The organism is Nocardioides sp. W7 (genome assembly GCF_022919075.1).
Lineage (GTDB): Bacteria > Actinomycetota > Actinomycetes > Propionibacteriales > Nocardioidaceae > Nocardioides.
The window spans coordinates 5,492,120-5,512,252 of the sequence record NZ_CP095078.1; the positions used below are offsets into that span (position 1 = coordinate 5,492,120).

18 protein-coding genes are annotated in these 20,133 nt (G+C 71.7%); 5 read left to right on the forward strand and 13 right to left on the reverse strand.

The features are described from left to right. Window positions 1-59: 59 nt before the first annotated feature. Genes MUB56_RS25720 through MUB56_RS25730 form a run of 3 tightly spaced genes read right to left on the reverse strand, consistent with a single transcriptional unit; the run spans window position 60 to window position 3,758 of the window. Complete coding sequence (locus tag MUB56_RS25720) at window positions 60-1,514, reverse strand: aldehyde dehydrogenase (protein WP_244929858.1); 1,455 nt, start codon at window positions 1,512-1,514, stop codon at window positions 60-62. Window positions 1,515-1,539: 25 nt separating this feature from the next. Further along, complete coding sequence (locus MUB56_RS25725; protein WP_244929859.1) at window positions 1,540-2,655, reverse strand: hypothetical protein; 1,116 nt, start codon at window positions 2,653-2,655, stop codon at window positions 1,540-1,542. A gap of 2 nt (window positions 2,656-2,657) precedes the next feature. Continuing rightward, entirely contained in the window at window positions 2,658-3,758 is a 1,101-nt protein-coding gene (locus MUB56_RS25730) for a phosphotransferase family protein (RefSeq protein WP_244929860.1), read from the reverse strand. Window positions 3,759-3,877: 119 nt separating this feature from the next. Between MUB56_RS25730 and MUB56_RS25735 the strand changes: the two genes are divergently transcribed. Then, window positions 3,878-4,474 carry a TetR/AcrR family transcriptional regulator gene (locus tag MUB56_RS25735; RefSeq protein ID WP_244929861.1) on the forward strand — a complete coding sequence of 199 codons (597 nt, stop codon included), beginning with the start codon at window positions 3,878-3,880 and terminating at the stop codon, window positions 4,472-4,474. A gap of 8 nt (window positions 4,475-4,482) precedes the next feature. Here MUB56_RS25735 and MUB56_RS25740 read toward each other — a convergent pair whose 3' ends face one another. From MUB56_RS25740 to MUB56_RS25760, 5 genes are all read right to left on the reverse strand, one after another. Next, window positions 4,483-6,210, reverse strand: coding sequence for a glycerol-3-phosphate dehydrogenase/oxidase (locus MUB56_RS25740; RefSeq protein ID WP_244929862.1), 1,728 nt, complete (start codon window positions 6,208-6,210; stop codon window positions 4,483-4,485). 117 nt (window positions 6,211-6,327) lie between these two features. Next, window positions 6,328-7,119: a carbon-nitrogen hydrolase family protein gene (locus MUB56_RS25745; protein WP_244929863.1), complete on the reverse strand. Its 792-nt coding sequence runs from the start codon at window positions 7,117-7,119 to the stop codon at window positions 6,328-6,330. 7 nt (window positions 7,120-7,126) lie between these two features. Beyond that, a complete protein-coding gene (locus MUB56_RS25750) occupies window positions 7,127-8,233 on the reverse strand; it encodes a GuaB3 family IMP dehydrogenase-related protein (protein WP_244929864.1) in 1,107 nt (368 codons plus the stop codon). A gap of 60 nt (window positions 8,234-8,293) precedes the next feature. Then, complete coding sequence (guaB, locus tag MUB56_RS25755; protein ID WP_244929865.1) at window positions 8,294-9,796, reverse strand: IMP dehydrogenase; 1,503 nt, start codon at window positions 9,794-9,796, stop codon at window positions 8,294-8,296. A 58-nt stretch (window positions 9,797-9,854) separates the two neighbouring features. Beyond that, complete coding sequence (locus tag MUB56_RS25760; protein ID WP_244929866.1) at window positions 9,855-10,757, reverse strand: GNAT family N-acetyltransferase; 903 nt, start codon at window positions 10,755-10,757, stop codon at window positions 9,855-9,857. A 96-nt stretch (window positions 10,758-10,853) separates the two neighbouring features. Between MUB56_RS25760 and MUB56_RS25765 the strand changes: the two genes are divergently transcribed. The 3 genes from MUB56_RS25765 (at window position 10,854) to MUB56_RS25775 (ending at window position 13,744) form a co-directional block, all read left to right on the forward strand. Next, a complete protein-coding gene (locus MUB56_RS25765; RefSeq protein ID WP_244929867.1) occupies window positions 10,854-12,374 on the forward strand; it encodes a hypothetical protein in 1,521 nt (506 codons plus the stop codon). A 135-nt stretch (window positions 12,375-12,509) separates the two neighbouring features. Next, entirely contained in the window at window positions 12,510-13,046 is a 537-nt protein-coding gene (locus MUB56_RS25770) for a sigma-70 family RNA polymerase sigma factor (RefSeq protein WP_244929868.1), read from the forward strand. Further along, on the forward strand, window positions 13,043-13,744 hold the full coding sequence (locus MUB56_RS25775) for a hypothetical protein (RefSeq protein ID WP_244929869.1): 702 nt from the start codon (window positions 13,043-13,045) through the stop codon (window positions 13,742-13,744). Before MUB56_RS25770 ends, MUB56_RS25775 begins: the two co-directional genes overlap by 4 nt. Before the next feature lie 82 nt (window positions 13,745-13,826). Here the strand turns inward: MUB56_RS25775 and groL are convergent, their stop codons facing one another. Together groL and groES are read right to left on the reverse strand one after the other, a co-directional pair. Beyond that, window positions 13,827-15,452 (reverse strand): chaperonin GroEL, encoded by a 1,626-nt coding sequence (groL, locus tag MUB56_RS25780; protein ID WP_244929870.1) that lies wholly within the window; start codon window positions 15,450-15,452, stop codon window positions 13,827-13,829. Window positions 15,453-15,537: 85 nt separating this feature from the next. After that, window positions 15,538-15,831: a co-chaperone GroES gene (gene groES / locus MUB56_RS25785; RefSeq protein ID WP_244932475.1), complete on the reverse strand. Its 294-nt coding sequence runs from the start codon at window positions 15,829-15,831 to the stop codon at window positions 15,538-15,540. Between the two features lie 202 nt (window positions 15,832-16,033). On the opposite strand from groES, the gene MUB56_RS25790 reads away from it, so the two are divergent. Next, window positions 16,034-17,203: a class I SAM-dependent methyltransferase gene (locus tag MUB56_RS25790; RefSeq protein ID WP_244929871.1), complete on the forward strand. Its 1,170-nt coding sequence runs from the start codon at window positions 16,034-16,036 to the stop codon at window positions 17,201-17,203. Between the two features lie 80 nt (window positions 17,204-17,283). On the opposite strand, the gene MUB56_RS25795 is transcribed toward MUB56_RS25790, so the two are convergent. From MUB56_RS25795 to MUB56_RS25805, 3 genes are all read right to left on the reverse strand, one after another. Then, a complete protein-coding gene (locus MUB56_RS25795) occupies window positions 17,284-17,919 on the reverse strand; it encodes a hypothetical protein (RefSeq protein ID WP_244929872.1) in 636 nt (211 codons plus the stop codon). Window positions 17,920-18,067: 148 nt separating this feature from the next. After that, a complete protein-coding gene (locus MUB56_RS25800) occupies window positions 18,068-18,679 on the reverse strand; it encodes an MBL fold metallo-hydrolase (protein WP_244929873.1) in 612 nt (203 codons plus the stop codon). Then, window positions 18,679-19,779, reverse strand: coding sequence for an S-(hydroxymethyl)mycothiol dehydrogenase (locus MUB56_RS25805; RefSeq protein WP_244929874.1), 1,101 nt, complete (start codon window positions 19,777-19,779; stop codon window positions 18,679-18,681). The genes MUB56_RS25800 and MUB56_RS25805 overlap by 1 nt, the downstream gene beginning before the upstream one ends. Window positions 19,780-20,133: the final 354 nt, after the last annotated feature.

Genomic DNA, 20,133 nt, shown 5'->3' on the forward strand with positions numbered 1-20,133 from the left:
GAGTAGGAAGATGTCCGGTTTTACAACAGACCGACGCCTGTCAACGCCCGGTCGTGCCACTACATCGCGGGCGCGGTCGGGTAGATCGCCTTCAGCTCGGTGTACTGCGCCAGCCCCTCGGGCCCGAACTCGCGGCCGATGCCGGAGGCCTTGAAGCCGCCGAACGGGGCGGCGAAGTCCATCGTGTACGTGTTCACGCCGTAGGTGCCGGCGCGGACCCGACGGGCCACCGACAGCCCGGCCTCCTGGTCGGCGGTCCAGACGGTGCCGGCCAGGCCGTAGTCGGAGTCGTTGGCGATCCGGACGGCGTCGTCGACGTCGTCGTACGGGATCACCGAGAGGACCGGTCCGAAGATCTCCTCCTGGGCGATCCGCATCCGGTTGTCGACGTCGGCGAAAACGGTCGGGCGGACGTACCAGCCCGTCGACAGGCCCTCGGGCATGCCGTTGCCGCCGACGACGAGGCGGGCGCCCTCCTCCTGGCCGAGCGCGATGTACTTCTCCACCCGCTCCTGCTGGCGCTGCGCGACCATCGGGCCGATCTCGGTGGCCGGGTCGGCGGGGTCGCCGACGGCCATGCCGGCGACGGTCTCGGCGAGTGCGTCGACGACGGCGGCGTAGTTCTTCCGCGATGCCAGGATCCGGGTCTGGGCCACGCAGGCCTGGCCGGAGTTCATCAGGGCGACGAACTTCAGGCCCTCCATCGTCGCGGCCAGGTCGGCGTCGTCGAGGACGATCGCGGCGGACTTGCCGCCGAGCTCCAGGCTGACCCGCTTGAGCTGCTCGCCGCAGACCGCGGCGATCTTGCGGCCCGCCGCGGTCGAGCCGGTGAAGGCCACCTTGTCGATCCCGGGGTGGGCGACCAGGTGCTCGCCCACCTCGCGGCCGGCGGCGACGATGTTGACCACTCCGGCGGGTACGCCGGCCTCGGCCAGCAGCTCGGCCATCAGGTAGGCGTCCAGCGGCGTCTCCGGGGCCGGCTTCAGCACCACGGTGTTGCCGGCGAGCAGCGCCGGGACGACCTTGGAGATGGTCGTGAACTGCGGGACGTTCCACGGCGGGATCGCCGCGACCACGCCCACCGGCTCGCGGCGCACGATCACGTCCGAGCCCAGCGCGCCCGGCCGGGTCTCCTCCCACGGGAAGGCCCGGGCGACGGCCAGGAACGACTCGATCTGCATCCACGGCGCCGGCGACTGGGCCAGGTTGGCGAACGACGTCGGCGAGCCCATCTCGATGGTGATCAGCTCGGCCATCTCGGTCAGCTTGCCGGCGTACAGCATCGAGAAGGCAGCGATCACCTCGATCCGCTCCTCCGGGCTCATCCGGGGCCACGGCCCCTCGTCGAAGGCCCGCCGGGCCGCGGCGACCGCGGCATCGACGTCGGCGTTGCTGCCCTCGGGCACGGTCGCGACGACCTGCTCGGAGTGCGGCGAGACGACCTGGATCGTGTCGGAGGTGGCGGGGGTGGCCCACTCCCCGTCGATGAAGAAGGTGTCGCGGTCGAGGCTCATGTCGGGTCTCCGTCAGTCGGGTCGGTCAGGGGGCGAGGGTGAAGTAGTCGACGAAGCCGCTGGGGTCGTGGCGGCCGATGCAGAAGTGCTCGAAGAGACCCCAGCCCTCGACGGTCCGGCCGCCCTCGGTGAGCAGGCCTCTGCCGACGTGGTCGACGCAGCCGAACATGAAACGACCCTTGACCGCGTCGTCGGCCATGTCGTAGGTGAGCCGCTCGACGAACTTCTCGCCCTTCCAGACGCCGTGGGTCCAGTCGGGGTCGCCGCCGTACCCGCCACCGACGTGGAGGGGAGCGGCCAGCAGCGAGGAGACCTCCAGCTCGAGGGTCTCCCCCGCCGCGCTCGTGCACCGGATCGTGGCGCCGGTGGGCGTCCGGCTCCCCGAGGTGTAGTGGATCTTCACCTGCGGCCAGCCGAGCTGCTCGACCCGGCCGTCGGGCCAGACCCGGTGGCAGTCGTTGAGGGTGCGGTAGCCGTTCGGGTCCTCCTGCAGGATCAGGATGATCGCGAAGTCGTCGAAGGCGAGCGGCACGTACATCCACCACATGCCCTCGAACGGCGGGTCGCTCGGAGCGCCGGCCGGCTCGGCCTCGCCGACCGGGCGGATGCCCCACGAGCGGTCCCGGCTCCCGATCCAGCGGTCGGGCGTGATCTCGATCCGTTCTCCGTCGATCTGGAGGCTGCCGGTCCACGAGCCCAGCTGCGCGAAGCGCTGCGCGTCCAGGGTCGTCCGGGCACCCGAGCGCAGCACGTGACGCTCCTCCTGGATCACCGGGAAGAGTCCCTGCCAGGTCAGGTCGGCCGCGATGCCCTCGGTCTCCTCGACCTGGATCCGGATCCGCTGGAGCGGCTCCTCGACCTCGACGCGGTAGCCCCCGACCTGCTGGTTGAGCCGGTCGCCGTCGCAGAGGTCGGAGAAGTGCAGGGCGGTCTGCTTGCCCTCGCGAGCGACGAGCAGGTAGGCGTCCTTGGTCCCGAGGTTGGGGTAGTAGCCCAGCCCGGTGATCACGAAGATCTCACCGCTGCGGTCGTGGCAGTTGAAGTAGTTGCGGTCGTAGAAGTTCCGGTCGCTGGACGCCGGCCAGGCGATCGGCAGCGGCGCCTGGTGGATCGGGAACTCGTCGAGCTTGGTGATTGCCATTGCTAGGCCCCTACCTGCTTCATGATCCGCTCCATCAGCGGCTTGTGGTGCATGGCGGTCTCGATGTCCTCGGGCCGCTCCATCTCACCGAAGTGGACCGAGCGGGCGGTGGTGCGCATGAAGATCACGCACCACTGCAGGCCGTTGAAGACGTGGTACCAACCGAGGTCGCCGAGGGTCTCGCCCGACGCCTCCTGGTAGGCGGCGACGACGTCGGCCTCGTTCATGAAGTCCGGCATGCCGGGCATCTCGAGCATGTCGGTGATCGACTGGAAGACCCAGTGGGCGAAGAGCATCCAGGACACGTCGAGCTCGCGCGGGCCGATCGCGGCCATCTCCCAGTCCAGGACCGCAACGGGGGCGAAGTCGTCGTACATCACGTTGCCGATCCGGGCGTCGCCCCAGCACAGCACGGTGTCGCTCGACTCGGGGAGGTTCGCCTCGAGCCAGGCCAGCGCCCGCTCGGCGGTCTCGGAGCGGCCGATGTCGGGCACGGCGAACTCGTACCAGGCCCGGGCCCGGGCCAGGTGGCGCTCCAACAGGTTCGCGCCGTCGTACGGCGGGTCGAGGAACGCGAACGTGCTCGCCGCGTCGGGGATCGCGTGCAGTGCGGCCAGGGTCGCCGTGGTGGTGTCCTGCAGCCGGCGCTGCTGCTCGGCGGTGCCGTCGAAGAGCCAGTTGTCCCCGAACGTGTAGGGCAGCACGTCCTGCGGTACGACGCCCTCGATCCGCTCCATCAGGAAGAACGGGGTGCCGAGCACCGAGCCGGTGGGCTCCATCTTGCTCACGGCGGGCACGGGCACGTCGGTGAGCTCGCCCACGACGCGCATCGCGTCGTACTGGTGCTGGAGGTCGTAGCTCGGGAAGACCGGGAAGTCGCCCTCGGCGGGCGCGACCCGGGCGACGTAGCGGGCGACCCGCTGCTGGCCGTCCTCGGTCCAGGTGGCGTCGAAGAGCAGCGTCTCGGACGACATGCCGTTGGCGTCGATCCCGCTGTGCAGCACGACGGCGGGGTCCGCGCCGGCGGGCAGCAGGGTGGCCAACCAGTCGGCCAGCAGCCCCGGGACGGTGCTCGCGTCGCGGCTGGAGACCTGCAGCTTCATATCGGCAGGCGGTGGGGCCTGGGTCACGGTTCCTCCCGGGTGTGACGTGGATCTCGTGGACCGAGCATCGGTGGAACGTGTTCTAGTTGTCAATGGGTTCCGATACGATCGGTCTCGTAATGACGACCACGGTCCAGACCGGCGCCGCCGGACGCCCTCGCGACCCCCGGATCGACCGGGCGGTGCTGCGCGCGACCGAGGAGCTCGTGGTCGAGGTCGGGTACGCCGACCTGACCGTCGCCGCGATCGCGGAACGGGCCGGGACCACGAAGGCGGCGATCTACCGGCGCTGGCCCGGCAAGGCCTACCTGGTGCACGAGGCGGCGTTCCCGGACGACGCCCCGGGGCCGGTCGCCGGGGACGGCCCGCTGGCCGACGACGTCCGGGGGATGGTGGTCGCCTGCCGGGACATCTTCTCCCGACCGGTCGCCCGGGCCGCGCTGCCCGGCCTGCTCGCCGAGGTCGTCGGCGACCCGGTGCTGAACGGCGCCGTGCTGGCCCGCTTCCAGGCCGGCACCTGGGGTGCGATGCACGAGCGGCTGACCCGGGCCGTGGCCTCGGGCGAGGCCCGCCCCGGGGTCGACCCCGACGTACTCATCGAGACCGTCGGAGGGGCCACCCTGCTCGCCCTGCTGAACCGGCCCGACGGCGTGCTCGACGACGCGTGGGTCGAGGCGCTGGCCGGCCTGCTGCTCGACGGGCTGCTGCCGGCCTGAGGCCCGACTCAGACGATGTCGGGGACCTGCACCCGGGCCTCGTCGGCCTCCTGGTCGGTCAGCTTCAGCTGGCTCTGCCGCTCCGCCTCGACCCGCCGGAGGTAGTGGTCGACCTCCTCGGCGGTGCGCGCGGCGTCCCAGCCGAGCTCGGCGGCCATCAGCCTCGCGACGCCCGGCGCGGCTCCGACCCCCCGGTCGAAGGTCTCGATCGAGATCCTCGTGCGTCGGGTCAGCACGTCGTCGAGATGCCGGGCGCCCTCGTGGGTCACCGCGTAGACCACCTCGGCCGCCAGGTAGTCCTCGGCGCCCTCCAGCGGCAGCGCCAGCACCCGGCGCTCCTGGACCAGGTCGAGCAGGTCGTCCACGAGCCCGCCGTACCGCCCGAGCAGGTGGTCGATCCGGGCGACATGCAGCCCGGAGCGCCGGGCCAGCAGCACCCGCTGGTTGGCGCGGGTCTCATAGCCCTCCGCGCCAAGCAGCGGCACCCGGTCGGTGATCGAGTCGCGGACCGTCATCGAGACCGTGCTCTTCAGGGAGTGCGCGGCGGCGTCGACGGCGTCCTTGGCCATCACGCGGTACGTCGTCAGCTTGCCGCCCGCGATCATCACCAGCCCGGAGACCGGTGTGACCACGGTGTGCTCGCGGGAGATCTTGGAGGTCGGCTCGGACTCGCCGGAGAGCAGCGGGCGCAGGCCGGCGTACACGCCCTCGACATCCTCGTGGTCGAGCGGCTCGCGCAGGATCGCGTTGACGTGGTCGAGGACGTAGTCGATGTCGGCTCGGCTGGCGGCGGGGTGGGCCTTGTCGAGGTTCCAGTCGGTGTCGGTGGTGCCGATGATCCAGTGCCGGCCCCACGGGATGACGAACAGCACGGACTTCTCGGTGCGGACGATGAAGCCCGACTCCGAGCGGATCCGGTCGCGCGGGACCACGAGGTGGATGCCCTTGGACGCCTGGACGTGCAGGGCGCCGCGGCCGCCGACCAGCTCCTGGATCTCGTCGGTCCACACGCCGGCGGCGTTGACGACGACCCGCGCGCGGACCTCGAAGTCGCGACTGGTCTCCAGGTCCCGGGCCCGGACGCCCACGACCCGCTCCCCCTCGCGGAGGAAGCCGAGCACCCGGGTGCGGGTGGCGACGTACGCGCCGTGGCCGGCGGCCGAGCGCGCGAGGGTCAGCACCAGGCGGGCGTCGTCGACCTGGCAGTCGTAGTACTGGATCGCGCCGACGATCGTCTCGGTCTTGAAGTCCGGCGCGATCCGGGCGACGCCCTTGCGCGTGAGATGGCGGTGGCGCGGCACGCCCATCTCGGACTTCCCGAGCATCGCCATGCCGTCGTAGAGCGCGAGGCCGGCACCGACGTACGGCCGCTCCCAGCCGCGGTGGGTGAGCGGGTAGAGGAACGGCACCGGCCGGACCAGGTGCGGCGCGAGCCGGGTGAGCAGCAGGCCGCGCTCCTGCAGGGCCTCGCGGACCAGGCCGAAGTCGAGCATCTCCAGGTAGCGCAGGCCCCCGTGGACCAGCTTGCTGGAGCGGCTGGAGGTGCCGCTGGCGAGGTCGCGCTGCTCGAGCAGGCCGGTGTTGAGACCGCGGGTCACCGCGTCCAGGGCCACCCCGGCACCGACGATCCCGCCGCCCACCACCAGCACGTCGAGCTCGGCCTCACCCGAGACCCCCGACATGGCGGCCAGGGCCGCGTCGCGGGCGTCCGGTCCGAGGGCACTCGAGATGCTCATACGGCCATCGTGTCAGGGGTCTGTGTCCGGGAGGTGTGCGAGCCGCCGGGGTAGTCCGTCACACCAGCGGGATTAAGAGCCGTCTCACCCCCCTGGTGTGACGGACTACCCCACCACCTACCCCACCACCCGCTGTCCCAGGAAGGGTCGGTGGTCGTGGTGCATGGTGTGCCGGGCCCGGGTGGCGGCGACCAGGGCGGGGTCCAGCTCGGCGACCGCCAGGCCCTCCTCCTCGCCGAGCCGGGCGAGCGGGCGGCCCTCGGGGTCGTAGACCGCCGAGCCCCCGATGAACGACGACGAGCCGCAGCGACCGGTGAGCCCGGAGACGACGACGTAGAAGCCGTTGTCGAGCGCCCGGGCCGCGTAGTAGAGGTCGCGCCGGTGCGCGCCCCCGGGGAAGTACGCCATCGAGTTCAGGTAGCCGACCGCGCCGTCGTCGGCCGCGGCCCGGGCGTGCTCGGGGAAGGAGCCGTCGTAGCAGATGCTCAGCCCCAGCTCGTGGCCGCCGACGACGATCGAGGCACCGTGGTCGCCCGGGGTGAAGTGGTCGTTCTCGGCGCCGTCGAGGTGCTGCTTGTCGTACGGCGCGTCGGTCCGGCCGTCCGGCCGCACCACCACCGACGAGAGGGTACGACGCTCGCCGCGGTCCAGCGCCGTGCTCAGCACCACGGTCGTGCCCGCGGCCGCGGCCGCCTCGCGGAGCGGGTCGAGCAGCGGGCCGGCGAGGTCGGCCGGACCCGGAAGCGAACCGGCGAACACCGCGGCGTCGTACCCGGTCAGGAACGCCTCGGGCAGCACCAGCAACTCGACGTCCTGGCTGCCCGCCAGGGCCGTGAGCCGGACCGCGGTCGCGACGTTGGCAGCCAGGTCACCGGCCTCGGCGGCCGCCTGGCCTGCCGCGACGATCACGCGGGACTCACTCGACGACGACCTCGACCCGCTGGAACTCCTTGAGCTCGGTGTAGCCAGTGGTGGCCATCGAGCGCTTCAGCGCGCCGATCAGGTTCATGGTGCCGTCGGCCACCCGCGAGGGACCGAAGAGGATCTCCTCGAGCGTGCCGACGGTGTCGAACTCCACCCGCTGCCCGCGCGGCAGGTCGGCGTGGTGCGCCTCGGTGCCCCAGTGGAAGCCGCGGCCGGGTGCGTCGGTGGCCCGCGCGAACGGCGAGCCGACCATGACGGCGTCGGCGCCGCAGGCGATCGCCTTGGCCAGGTCGCCGGACTTGCCGATCGAGCCGTCGGCGATGACGTGGACGTAGCGGCCGCCGGACTCGTCGAGGTAGTCGCGACGGGCGGCGGCGACGTCGGCGACCGCGGAGGCCATCGGCACCGCGACGCCGAGCACCTTGCGGGTCGTGTGGGCTGCGCCGCCGCCGAAGCCGACGAGCACCCCGGCCGCGCCCGTGCGCATCAGGTGCAGGGCGGCCTGGTGGGTGGCGCAGCCGCCGACGATCACCGGCACGTCGAGCTCGTAGATGAACTCCTTGAGGTTCAGCGGCTCGGACTGCGAGGAGACGTGCTCGGCGCTGACGGTGGTGCCGCGGATGACGAACATGTCGACGCCCGCGTCGACGACGGCCTTGGCGAACTCCTTGGTGCGCTGCGGCGAGAGCGAGCCGGCGACGGTGACGCCGGCCTCGCGGATCTCGCGGAGCCGCTCGGTGATCAGCTCGGCCTTGACCGGCTCGGTGTAGATCTCCTGCAGCCGCGCGGTCGCCTGGGCACCGCGCAGGCCCGCGACCTCCTCCAGGAGGTCGGTCGGGTCCTCGTAGCGGGTCCAGATGCCCTCGAGGTTGAGCACCCCGAGGCCGCCGTACTGCCCGAGCGCGATGGCGGTCGCCGGGGACATCACCGAGTCCATCGGCGCGGCCAGCACCGGTAGGTCGAAGCGGTAGGCGTCGATCTGCCAGGCGACGCTGACCTCCTCCGGGTCGCGGGTGCGCCGCGAGGGCACGATGGCGATGTCGTCGAAGGAGTACGCGCGGCGAGCCCGCTTGGCCCGGCCGATTTCGATGTCGGTCACCGGCGAAGGATACCGACCCCGGCTCGCGTCCCGGCCATCCCGGTGGCCGGGCCGCGGTGTCTACCGTCCGCTGTAGTTGGGCGCCTCGACCGTCATCTGCACCCCGTGCGGGTGGCTCTCCTGGAGCGAGGCCTGGGTGATCCGGACGAACCGGCCCTTCTCCTGCAGCTCCGGGACGTTGGCGGCGCCGATGTAGAACATCGACTGGTTGAGGCCGCCGATCAGCTGACGGGCGACGGCGGCCAGCGGGCCGCGGTAGGCGACCTGGCCCTCGATGCCCTCGGGCACGAGCTGGTCGTCGCTGGTGACCTCGGCCTGGAAGTAGCGGTCCTTGGAATAGGACTTCTTGCCGCGGCTCGACAGCGCGCCCAGCGAGCCCATGCCGCGGTAGGCCTTGAACTGCTTGCCGTTGACGAAGATCAGGTCGCCGGGCGACTCCTCGCAGCCGGCCAGCAGCGAGCCGACCATCACGGTGTCGGCGCCGGCGACCAGCGCCTTGGCGATCTCACCGGAGTACTTCAGGCCACCGTCGGCGATCACCGGAACGCCGGCGGGCTTGCAGGCGAGGGAGGCCTCGTACACGGCCGTCACCTGGGGGGCACCGACGCCGGTGACGACGCGCGTCGTACAGATGGAGCCGGGCCCGACGCCGACCTTGACCGCATCGACGCCGGCGTCGACGAAGGCCTGCGCACCCTCGCGGGTCGCGACGTTGCCGCCGACGACCTGGACGTGCCTGGTCGCCGGGTCGGTCTTGAGCCGCTGCACCATGTCGAGCAGCAGCCGCACGTTGCCGTGGGCGGTGTCGGCGACGAGGACGTCGGCGCCCGCCTCGATGAGCGTGGTGGCGCGCTCCCAGGCGTCGCCGAAGTAGCCGATCGCGGCGCCCACCATCAGCCGGCCGGCTGCGTCGTTGGAGGCCAGCGGGAACTGCTCGGACTTCACGAAGTCCTTGACCGTGATCAGGCCGACCAGCCGGCCCTGCTCGTCGACCAGCGGCAGCCGCTCGCGCTTGTGCTGGCGCAGCAGCAGCGTGGCGTCGTCGCGGCTGATGTCGGCCGGGCCGGTGATCAGCGGCATCGGGGTCATCACCTCGTCGACCTTGGTGGTCGCCCACTCGGCGACCGGCGTGAAGCGGAGGTCGCGGTTGGTGATGATGCCGATCAGGCGGTTCTCGAGGTCGACGACCGGGAAGCCCGAGATGCGGTACTCGCCGGCCAACTGGTCGAGCTGCTCCAGGGTCGCGTCGGGCCCGATGGTGACCGGGTTCGAGATGATCCCCGTCTGGGTCCGCTTCACCAGGTCGACCTGGTAGGCCTGGTCCTCGATCGACAGGTTGCGGTGCAACACGCCGAGGCCGCCCTGCCGGGCCATCGCGATCGCCATCCGCGACTCGGTCACGGTGTCCATCGCGGCGCTGACCAGCGGCACCTTGAGCGAGATCTCGCGGGTCAGCCGCGAGGTCAGGTCGATGTCCGAGGGCGCCAGGTCGGAGTGACCCGGCAGCAGCAGGACGTCGTCGTAGGTGAGACCGAGGGCGGCGAACTTGTCGGGGAGCTCCACCCCGACAGCCTACCGGCGCTCGGCGGCCGCGGCCGCCGCAGACCGTGTGGCCTGCGGCTCAGCCGCGCGGCCTGAGATCCCGCACCGGCACCCGGACGGTCAGCACGTCCGCGGCCATCCGGATCCGGCCGCGCATGCCGGCCGCGAGCACCATCGGCAGCACCGCCTGGTTGTCCGAGCGGGTGGTCAGCAGGATCTCGGACGCGCCCATCCGGTGCGCCAGCCGGGCCGCGTCGACCAGCAGCCGGGTGCCGATCCCCCGGCGCTGCCAGGTCGGGTCGACCCGCAGCACGACCGAGCGCACCTCGGGCTCGTCGGGCAACGGCTGCTGGACGGTCGCGAGACCGACGACGACGTCGCCGATGATCGCGGAGACCGAGTCGCCGTCGGGGACGTACTCCGGGGTCTGGCCGCCGCCCAGCCGCCGACCGGTGGTGTTCGAGCCGATCGCCGCCGACTCCTTGCTGCGCTGGAGCACGTCGCTGACCAAGTCGGCCAGCGCCGCTCCCCGGGCGTGCTCGGTCGGCGTGAAGTGGGCGGCACGCCGGACCTGCACCTCGACGTCGCCGACCGTGAACTCCATGACGTCCTGCGCCGGGCCCTCGCCGCTCGGCGGGTCGGCCTCGGCGTCGAAGAGCTGCGCGACGACCTCGGGGAACGCGGCCGGCTGCGCCAGGATCGTCCGTGCCGCCTGGACGTACCGGGTCGGCTGGTCTTTGAGCGCCGCCTCGCTGCAGGGTGCCGCGCTGACGGCGATCGCCCCGGAGGCGAGGACCAGCCGCACGATGTCGTCGCTCTCCCAGTCCTCGGGGGTGCGCAGCACGAGCTCGTCGGTCACGATGTCGATGTCGGGGAAGATCTGCAGTCCGAGGATGTTCACCCCCTCCGCCCCGCAGTGGAGGGCGAGGACGGCGAGCGCTCCGGGTCGGTCGGGCAGCGTCGTACGAACTCTCCACAGCATGGGCCCATGGTGTCCCGGGGACGTTGCGGGCCCGCAACGTCCTCGTTACCGGTGGGCGCCACTTCGGGCCGCGGGGCGTCTGAGAAGGTGTCCGCCATGCGCAGCGGCTCCCCCTTCGTCGACGCCGGCCGGCGGATCGCGGGCTGGGTCGACTCCCGGCACACCGTCGCGTTCGCGGCGCTGGCGGCCTTCCTGCTGCGCCTGCCCGGCCTGACCCGCCCGGTCCGGGCCGACGAGGCGGGCTTCCTGCTCGTGGCCCGGGCCTGGGACCCGATGCCCGACAGCGTGTACGGCGCCTACTTCGTCGACCGGCCTCCGTTGCTCATCGCGATCTTCCGGGTCTCCGACGAGATCGGCGGTCCGCTGTTCATCCGGGTCCTCGGCGCCCTCGCGTGCGCGGCCCTGGTCCTCGCCGCGGCCTGGACGGCCCGGCTGGTGGCGGGCGAGCGGTCGGCGCGCTGGACGGCGGTCTGCGTCGCCGCCCTCACCACCAACACGGTCATCGACGCCGTCGCGGTCAAGGGCGAGCTGCTCGGGCTTCCGTTCGTGATGGCCGGCTGCGCCCTCGCGCTGCTCGCCCTGCGCGAACGCTCCGTCCCGCTCGCCGTCCTCGCCGGGCTGTCGGCGGGGATCGCCCCGCACGTGAAGCAGAACCTGTTCGGCGGCCTGGTCTTCGCAGGGGTGCTGCTCCTGGTCTCGTGGGCGGTCCGAGAGATCGACTGGCGCGACTTCACCCGGCTGGCCGCGGGCGGTCTGGTAGGCGCCGCCGTACCCCTCGTGGCGACGGTGGCGTGGGCGAGGTCGGCCGGGGTGGAGCTCGACGTGCTCTGGTACGCCGTCGGCGGCTTCCGCTCGGATGCGGCCGCCGTGCTCGCGGTCGGCAGCCCGCACGCGCCGGCCCTGCGCGCCGGGATCCTGCTCACCGCCGGCCTGGTCGCCGGCATGCTGCTGGTGATCGGCGGCTTCGTCGTGCACATCCGCGAGGAGTGGGCCGACGGCAAGGCCGTCACGGCCGCGACCGCCGCCCTGCTGGTCTTCGATGCGGCCGCTCTGGTGATCGGCGGGAGCTACTGGCGCGACTACCTCTTCCCACTGCTGCCCGCGACCGCCCTGGCCGCGGCCCTGATGACGCGCCGCTCCAACCGGCGCGGGCGCACCATGCGCGCGGTGATCGTCGGCGCGGCCCTCTCGTCGGCGACCTGCCTGGTCGGCTGGGTGGTCATCAACGCCGCCGGACTGCAGGAGTTCCACGAGTACGACACGGGGGTGGCCCTGAAGGCGGCGGCCGAGCCCGGCGACCGGCTCGTGGTCTTCGGCGGACGGGCCGACCTCCAGCTGGCCAGCGGGATGAGCTCGCCGTACGCGCACCTGTGGAGCCTGCCGATGCGCACCCTCGACCCCGACCTCGACGAGCTCACCGCCCTCGTCGCCGGACCCGACGCCCCGGCCTGGGTGGTCGAGTGGGTCGACTTCGAGACCTGGAGCGAGCCCGGCGGCGCCCGGTTGCGCGCGCTCGTCGAGGAGCGGTACGCCGCCCACGGCAGCGGCTGCGACGACCGGCCCGTCTACCTGCGGCGCGACCTCACCCGGGCCCCGATCGAGCCGGACTGCGGCTGAGCCCGGGAGGTCACGTGCAACCGATCCGTTCCTGACCTCGTCGGGAAGGCATGGGACGACGAGGGACCCGGGTGGACCCCACAGCCGATGGCGAGCCCCGAGTCACAGAGGCATCGTTCCCGGACACTTCAAGGTATGAGCAACTCCCAGCAGCAGTTCACGGAGCTGTGGCACGCCGAGGCCCCGCACGTGCTGGCCTTCGCTCGGCGCCACGTCGGGGCCGAAGCCGCCCACGACGTCGTCGCGGAGACCTTCATGATCGCGTGGCGCCGTTGGGGTGACCTCCCCACTCCGCCGATCGGTTGGCTCCTGGTGACCGCCCGCAAGGTGATCCAGAACCGGGCCCGCGCGAGCCGGCGCCACCGTGCCCTGGAGGACCGGATCGCCCTGCTGGACGGGGTCGCGGCTTACGCCGCCGACTCCGCAGATGCAGTCCTCAGCCGTCGTGAGGCGCTCGAACGTCTTGCCCGGCTCGACGAGCAGCATCGTGAGGCGTTGCTGCTCATCAGCTGGGACGGGCTCACCAACGATCAGGCAGCAACGGTCCTGGGCATCAAGCCCGCAACGTTCCGACGGCGACTCAGCCGCGCTCGGGCCGCCCTGCTCGCCCAGGCAGCACCGCAAACGTCCGACCCCGAACCCCGACACATCCCAGCGCAGGAGCTGTCATGAACGCACTCGAACGACTTCGTCCCGAGACCCGTCCGATCGACGCGGAGTGGTCGGCCACCACGCTGGAGGCCATCCTCGCCAGCCACGACCCGTCGCCCGCACGCCGCGGCGGCAGGCGCCGTCGTCTCGCCCTGGTCGGTGCGGCGACCGCCGGAGTGCTCGGCCTCAGCGGCGTCGCGTACGCCGGCGGGCTGGTGCCCGCGCTCATCACCGACCACTTCGACGAGACCTCGCAGGCCAGCGTGTCCGGCATCCACGAGCTGGCCTCGTTCACGACGACCAAGAGCGGCACGCCCCGCACCTTCGAGATCTGGCGGGGCACGGACGCAGACGGGCTGAGCTGCATCGCGGTCCTGGAGGCGGCGGCCACCGGGGGGCCGGACTTCGGCGGCAACTGCGGCGACTACCCCCTGGACGCGTGGTTCAACACCACGAACGAGTCCTGGACCGGCACCGTCGACGACCCCCCGCCGCCGGCCACGTACTACGTCTACGGCGAGCCCGCCCTGGACGGCGTGACGACGGTGCGCGTGCTCGGCGACGGCTTCGACCACAGCGTCGCCGTCGACCCGAGGACGGGCGGGTACGCCGTCGCCGTCCCCGAGCTCGACCGAGGGATCAGCGGCCACTTCGCGACCGTGGAGTTCATCGACGCGCAGGGCGTGGTCCTGGGGACGAGGGACCTCAGCGAGAAGTAGTGCGGCGCGGCCGACGGCCACGAAATGGGCGACGGCGCCGGCCCCCGAAGGGGGTCGGCGCCGTCATCCTTGGTGCTGCGGATCAGTGACCGTGGCCGTGGCCGTGGCCGCCGGCGGCCGGGGCGTCGTCCTCGGCCTCGGGCTTCTCGACGATCAGCGTCTCGGTCGTCAGCAGCATCGCGGCGATCGAGGTCGCGTTGACCAGCGCGGAGCGGGTCACCTTGACCGGGTCGAGGACGCCCTGGGCGACCAGGTCGCCGTACTCCTCGGTCGCGGCGTTGTAGCCGTTGCCGACGCCGAGCTCGCGGACCTTGGTGGTCACGACGTAGCCGTTGACGCCACCGTTCTCGGCGATCCAGCGCAGCGGCTCGTCGGCCGCCTTGCGGACCACGCGGACGCCGGTCGCCTCGTCGCCGGTGAGGCCGAGGTCGCCGTCCAGCACCGAGACGGCGTGGATGAGCGCGGAGCCACCGCCGGGGACGATGCCCTCCTCGATCGCGGCGCGCGTCGCGGAGACGGCGTCCTCGATGCGGTGCTTCTTCTCCTTCAGCTCCACCTCGGTGGCGGCGCCGACCTTGATCACGCACACGCCACCGGCGAGCTTCGCGAGACGCTCCTGGAGCTTCTCGCGGTCCCAGTCGGAGTCGGTGTTCTCGATCTCGGCCTTGATCTGGTTGACGCGACCCTCGACCTCGGCGGTGTCGCCGGCGCCCTCGATGATCGTGGTGTCGTCCTTGGTGATCACGACGCGGCGGGCGGTGCCCAGCACGTCGAGACCGACCTGGTCGAGCTTGAGGCCGACCTCGGGGGCGATGACCTGGCCACCGGTGAGGGTGGCGATGTCCTGCATCATCGACTTGCGGCGGTCGCCGAAGGCGGGGGCCTTCACCGCGACGGCGTTGAAGGTGCCGCGGATCTTGTTGACCACCAGGGTCGACAGGGCCTCGCCGTCGACGTCCTCGGCGAGGATGAACAGCGGCTTGCCGGCCTGGATGACCTTCTCCAGCAGGGGCAGCAGGTCGGCGATCGCCGAGATCTTGCCCTGGTGCAGCAGGATGTAGGGGTCGTCGAGGACGGCCTCCATGCGCTCCTGGTCGGTCACGAAGTACGCCGAGATGTAGCCCTTGTCGAACTGCATCCCCTCGGTGAACTCCAGCTCGGTGCCCATGGTGTTGGACTCCTCGACGGTGATCACGCCGTCCTTGCCGACCTTGTCGAAGGCCTCGGCGAGCAGCTCGCCGATGTGGCTGTCGCGGCTGGAGATCGTGGCGACCGAGGCCATGTCCTCCTTGGAGTCCACCTCGCGGGCGGCCGCTCGGAGCGCGTCGCCGACAGCGACGGCCGCGGCGTCCATGCCCCGCTTGAGACCCATCGGGTTCGCACCGGCGGCAACCGCGCGCAGACCCTCGTGGACCATCGCCTGGGCGAGCACGGTGGCCGTGGTGGTGCCGTCACCGGCGATGTCGTTCGTCTTGGTGGCAACCTCCTTGGTCAGCTGCGCACCGAGGTTCTCGAAGGGGTCGTCCAGCTCGATCTCACGCGCGACGGTCACACCGTCGTTCGTGATGGTCGGGGCGCCCCACTTCTTGTCGAGGACGACGTAACGGCCCTTGGGGCCGAGCGTCACCTTGACGGCGTTGGCGAGCTTGTCCACGCCGCGCTCGAGGGCGCGTCGGGCGTTCTCGTCGAACTCCAGGATCTTGGGCATTGCTCTCCTAGCTCACAAAACAGGACCGGGCCGTGTGCCTGAGCACGCGCGTTGGCGCGAGGTCAGGCACACGACCCGGAGAGAATCAGGAAACGACGGCGAGGACGTCGCGCGCGGAGAGGATGAGGTACTCCTCGCCGGCGTACTTGACCTCGGTGCCGCCGTACTTGCTGTAGATGACCTTGTCGCCGACGGCGACGTCGAGGGGAACCCGGTTGCCGTTGTCGTCGATGCGGCCGGGGCCGATCGAGATGACCTCGCCCTCCTGGGGCTTCTCCTTGGCGGTGTCCGGGATGACCAGGCCAGAGGCGGTGGTCTGCTCGGCCTCGACCGCCTTGACGACGATGCGGTCCTCGAGGGGCTTGATGTTGACCGACATGATGTCGACCTCCACTTTCGAACTTCGGATGGCGGGTGATTCACGTCTGGTGCCTACGGGTTCCGGTACGCCGTCGCGGGGGTCGTGCCGGGCTCGCAAGCGCTGGCACACTCACGGGGAGAGTGCCAGTTCAGAAACTAGCACTCGTGTCGTAGGAGTGCCAGTGAGGTCCGTACGTCGGTCGACCTGACAGGATCTCCGGGTGGACCTCGACGCCTTCCGCTGGCTGCTGACCGACGACGGCCAGCGACTGCTCGCTCGGGCGAGCGAGGTCGTCGGCGACGACCCGCTGCGCGCCCAGTCCGCGCTCCGGCGCGAGGCGAGCGCCGAGCACGTGGCGGCGGCCCTGACCCAGGCCACGCTCCGGGTGCGGGCCGTCGCGAAGTTCGGCGACCTCGCACCGTTGCTGTACTTCACTCCCGACGGCCTCGAGCAGGCGACCCGACGGCCGGTCGCCGCTCACCGGGCCGCCCGGCTGGAGGCGTTCCAGACGACGACGCTGGTCGACCTCGGGTGCGGGATCGGCGGCGACCTGATGGCCGCGGCCGGGGTCGGCATCACCTGCGCCGGCGTCGACCTCGACCCGGTGCGGGTGGAGGTGGCCCGGGCCAACCTCGAGGCGCTCGGGCTGCCGGGCGCGGTCATGGTCACCGACGCGACCGCGGTCGACCCGTCGCCGTTCGACGTGGCCTTCGCCGACCCGGCCCGTCGTACCGGCCGGGGACGCTCCTTCGACGTCGACGACTGGACCCCGCCCTGGGCGTTCGTCGAGCGGCTGCTGCGCCGCGACTCCTGCGTGAAGGTCGCTCCGGGCATACCGCACGCCCTGGTGCCCGCGGGCGTCGAGGCGGAGTGGGTCAGCGACCACGGCGAGGTGAAGGAGGCCGCCCTGTGGTCCGGCAGCCTCGCGACCACGGCCCGACGGGCCACCGTGATCGGCGACGGCGGCCTGGCGACGCTGACCGACGAGGACGACCCGGGGCCCGAGGCGGTCGGGGTGGTCCCGGTGGGCCGGTTCCTCTACGAGCCCGACGGCGCGGTCATCCGGGCCGGGCTGGTCACGGCCGTCGCGGCCGGCGTCGGCGGCGGGCTGGTCGACGAGCACATCGCCTACGTCTCCTCCGACCAGGCCTTCTCGACGCCGTTCGCCCGCGGGTACGAGGTGCTGGCGGAGCTGCCGTACCGCGAGAAGCAGCTGCGGGCCGCGCTCCGCGAGCGCGGCATCGGCCGGCTGACGATCAAGAAGCGCGGGGTGGACGTGGTCCCCGAGCAGCTGCGCAAGCGGCTCGACCTGCACGGCGACGACGAGGCGACGATCGTGATGACCCGGGTCGCCGGGAGCGGTACGGCGCTGCTCGTCCGCCCGTTCTGACCGACGCTCCCACCGCCCCGGAAATGCCGAATCTCCCGGGACCCTTGCGGGTTCCGGGAGATGACCGTGCGGACGGTTGCTCAGACGGGCTGAGCGACCTTCGCGGTGGTGCCGGCGCCCTCGGTCTGGGCGACGCGGCGAGCGTGCCAGATCCCGAGGCCGAACAGGACGAGCAGGACTCCGGCTCCGACGAAGGAGACGATGGCCGCGATGCCGGCGATGGTGCCGATGGTCGCGAAGGCGTAGCCGTAGAGGAGCAGGCCGCGCAGGGTGTTGCCCTGGAAGAGCGACTCCCGCAGGTCCATCCAGGCCGCTGCCTCGTCGATCTCGGCCTGGGTGGCGTTCGGGTTCTCGGCCAAGGCCGCCGTCAGCTCGCGGCCCTTGCCACTCGCCTCCTGGTAGGTGACCGCCTCACCGGCGAGCTCGGCGCCGCTGGCGTTCATGTGGGCGAGGATGTAGTGGTCGGCGTAGGCCTGGGCCTCGGGGCCGGTGTCCAGCGGGCTGCCGGCGAACTTTTCGAGCGCCTCGCGGTCGGCCTCGGGCAGCGACTCGAGCGCCCCGCCCTCGGGCATGATGATGTCCTGGGCCGAGAGCTGGTTGTCGACCTGGTCCCCGATGAAGGTGTTGGCCCACGTGAGCAGCCCGCCGGCGATGAGCAGGACGGCGGCCAGGGCAAGCCCCGTCCACGAGATCAGCTTGTCGAGTGCTGCACGCATGACGTTTCCTCCGGTTTACCGGCGAGGACCTGATGCCCGTTCCGCCTTGATGTCACCAACCTTCTCCCGTCCGACGGGGGCGCGATCAGGGGCGAAGGTGCACGAGCATCCGGGCCAGAGGTCCCGTCTCGGTCCGGGACGTTGCCGCTCAGGCGCCGAGCGCAGCCTGCTCGGCGCCGATGGTGGTGTCGTCGCCGTGACCGGTGTGTACGACGGTCTCCTCGGGCAGCGCGAAGAGCTTCGCGCGGATCGAGGCCTCGATGGTGGGCCGGTCGCTGAAGCTGCGGCCGGTCGCACCGGGACCGCCCTGGAACAGGGTGTCGCCGGTGAAGACGCAGCCGAGCGAGGGCGCGTGGAAGCAGACCGCGCCGGGGGCGTGGCCGGGCGTGTGCAGCGTCCGCAGCAGGGTGCCGCCGACGACGATCTCGAAGCCCTCGCCGAGGTCGACGTCCCACAGGTGGTCGGTGTGGGTGAGCTCCCACAGCGGCCGGTCGTCGGGGTGCAGCATGATCGGCGCGACCACCCGCTCGCGCAGCGCCGGCGCCATCCGGGCGTGGTCGTCGTGGGCGTGGGTCAGCAGGATGGCTCGGACGACGCGGTCGCCGACGACGGCCATGATCGCCTCGACGTCGTGGGGTGCGTCGATGACCACGCACTCCGCGTCGTCACCGACCACCCAGATGTTGTTGTCGACCTCGAAGGTCTCGCCGTCGAGGGAGAACGTGCCGCTGACGACGGCGTGGTCGACGCGGGCGGACATCAGAGGATCACCACGCTGCGGAGCACGTCGCCGTCGTGCATCTTCGCGAACGCCGCCTCGATGTCGTCGATGCCGATCTCCTCGCTCACGAACGCGTCGAGATCGAGCCGGCCCTGCTGGTAGAGATCGACCAGCATCGGGAAGTCGCGGTCCGGCAGGCAGTCGCCGTACCAGCTCGACTTCAGCGCGCCGCCGCGGCCGAACACGTCGATCAGCGGCAGCTCGGGGACCTTCATGTCCGGGGTCGGCACGCCGACCAGGACCACGGTGCCGGCGAGGTCGCGGGCGTAGAACGCCTGCTTCCAGGTCTCCGGGCGCCCGACGGCCTCGATGACGACGTCCGCGCCGTCGGCACCGTCGTACGTCTCCGCACAGATCCGCTTGATCTCCTCGACCGGGTCGACCTGCGAGGAGTCGACGGTGTGGGTCGCGCCCATCTCACGGGCCTTGGCCAGCTTCTTGGCGTCGATGTCGACGGCGATGATCGGGGAGGCACCGGCCAGCGCGGAGCCGGCGATCGCGGCCACGCCGACGCCGCCGCAGCCGATCACCGCGACCGACCTGCCGCGGGTCACCGCACCGGTGTTGATCGCCGCACCGATGCCCGCCATCACGCCGCAGCCGAGCAGGCCGACCGCAGCCGCGCGGGCCGACGGGTCGACCTTGGTGCACTGACCGGCCGCGACCAGGGTCTTCTCGGCGAACGCACCGATGCCCAGCGCGGGTGACAGCTCGGTGCCGTCCTCCAGGGTCATCTTCTGCTTCGCGTTGTGGGTGGCGAAGCAGTACTGCAGCTCACCGCGCTTGCAGGCCCGGCACTCCCCGCACACCGCGCGCCAGTTGAGGATCACGAAGTCGCCCGGCGCCACGCCGGTCACGTCCGGACCGACGGCCTCGACCACGCCCGCGGCCTCGTGGCCCAGCAGGAACGGGAACTCGTCGTTGATCCCACCCTCGCGGTAGTGCAGGTCGGTGTGGCACACCCCGCAGGCCTGCACCGCGACCACGGCCTCCCCCGGCCCCGGATCGGGGACGTTGATCGTGACCACCTCGACGGGTGCTCCCTTGGCCTTCGCGACGACTGCTCTCACCTGCTGCATGAACACACCGTATTGCCCGGTCCCCTGGCGTGGTGACAACCACCTCGGGGCAGCGCGCGTGGCACCGGCATGTGGTCCCTGATCGTGGCACTGGTCCTCGCGCTCCTCGGCGGCTCTCCCCGCCCGGCGCAGACCGGTTCGGCCGATCTTTTCGACCTGCCCGTCGGTCCCGCGCCGGCGGTCGCGCACGTCGACCACGGGGCGTACGTCGACGCCCGCGGCCGTCGTACTGCTGCGGGCCCGGCACGGCATCTCCGGGGTCGTGCCGTACGACGGTGGCTTCCTGGTCGCCGACACGCGATGGTTCGAGCTGACGCTCGGTCTCGTCCTGGTCCGGGTGGCGAGTCGGAGCTG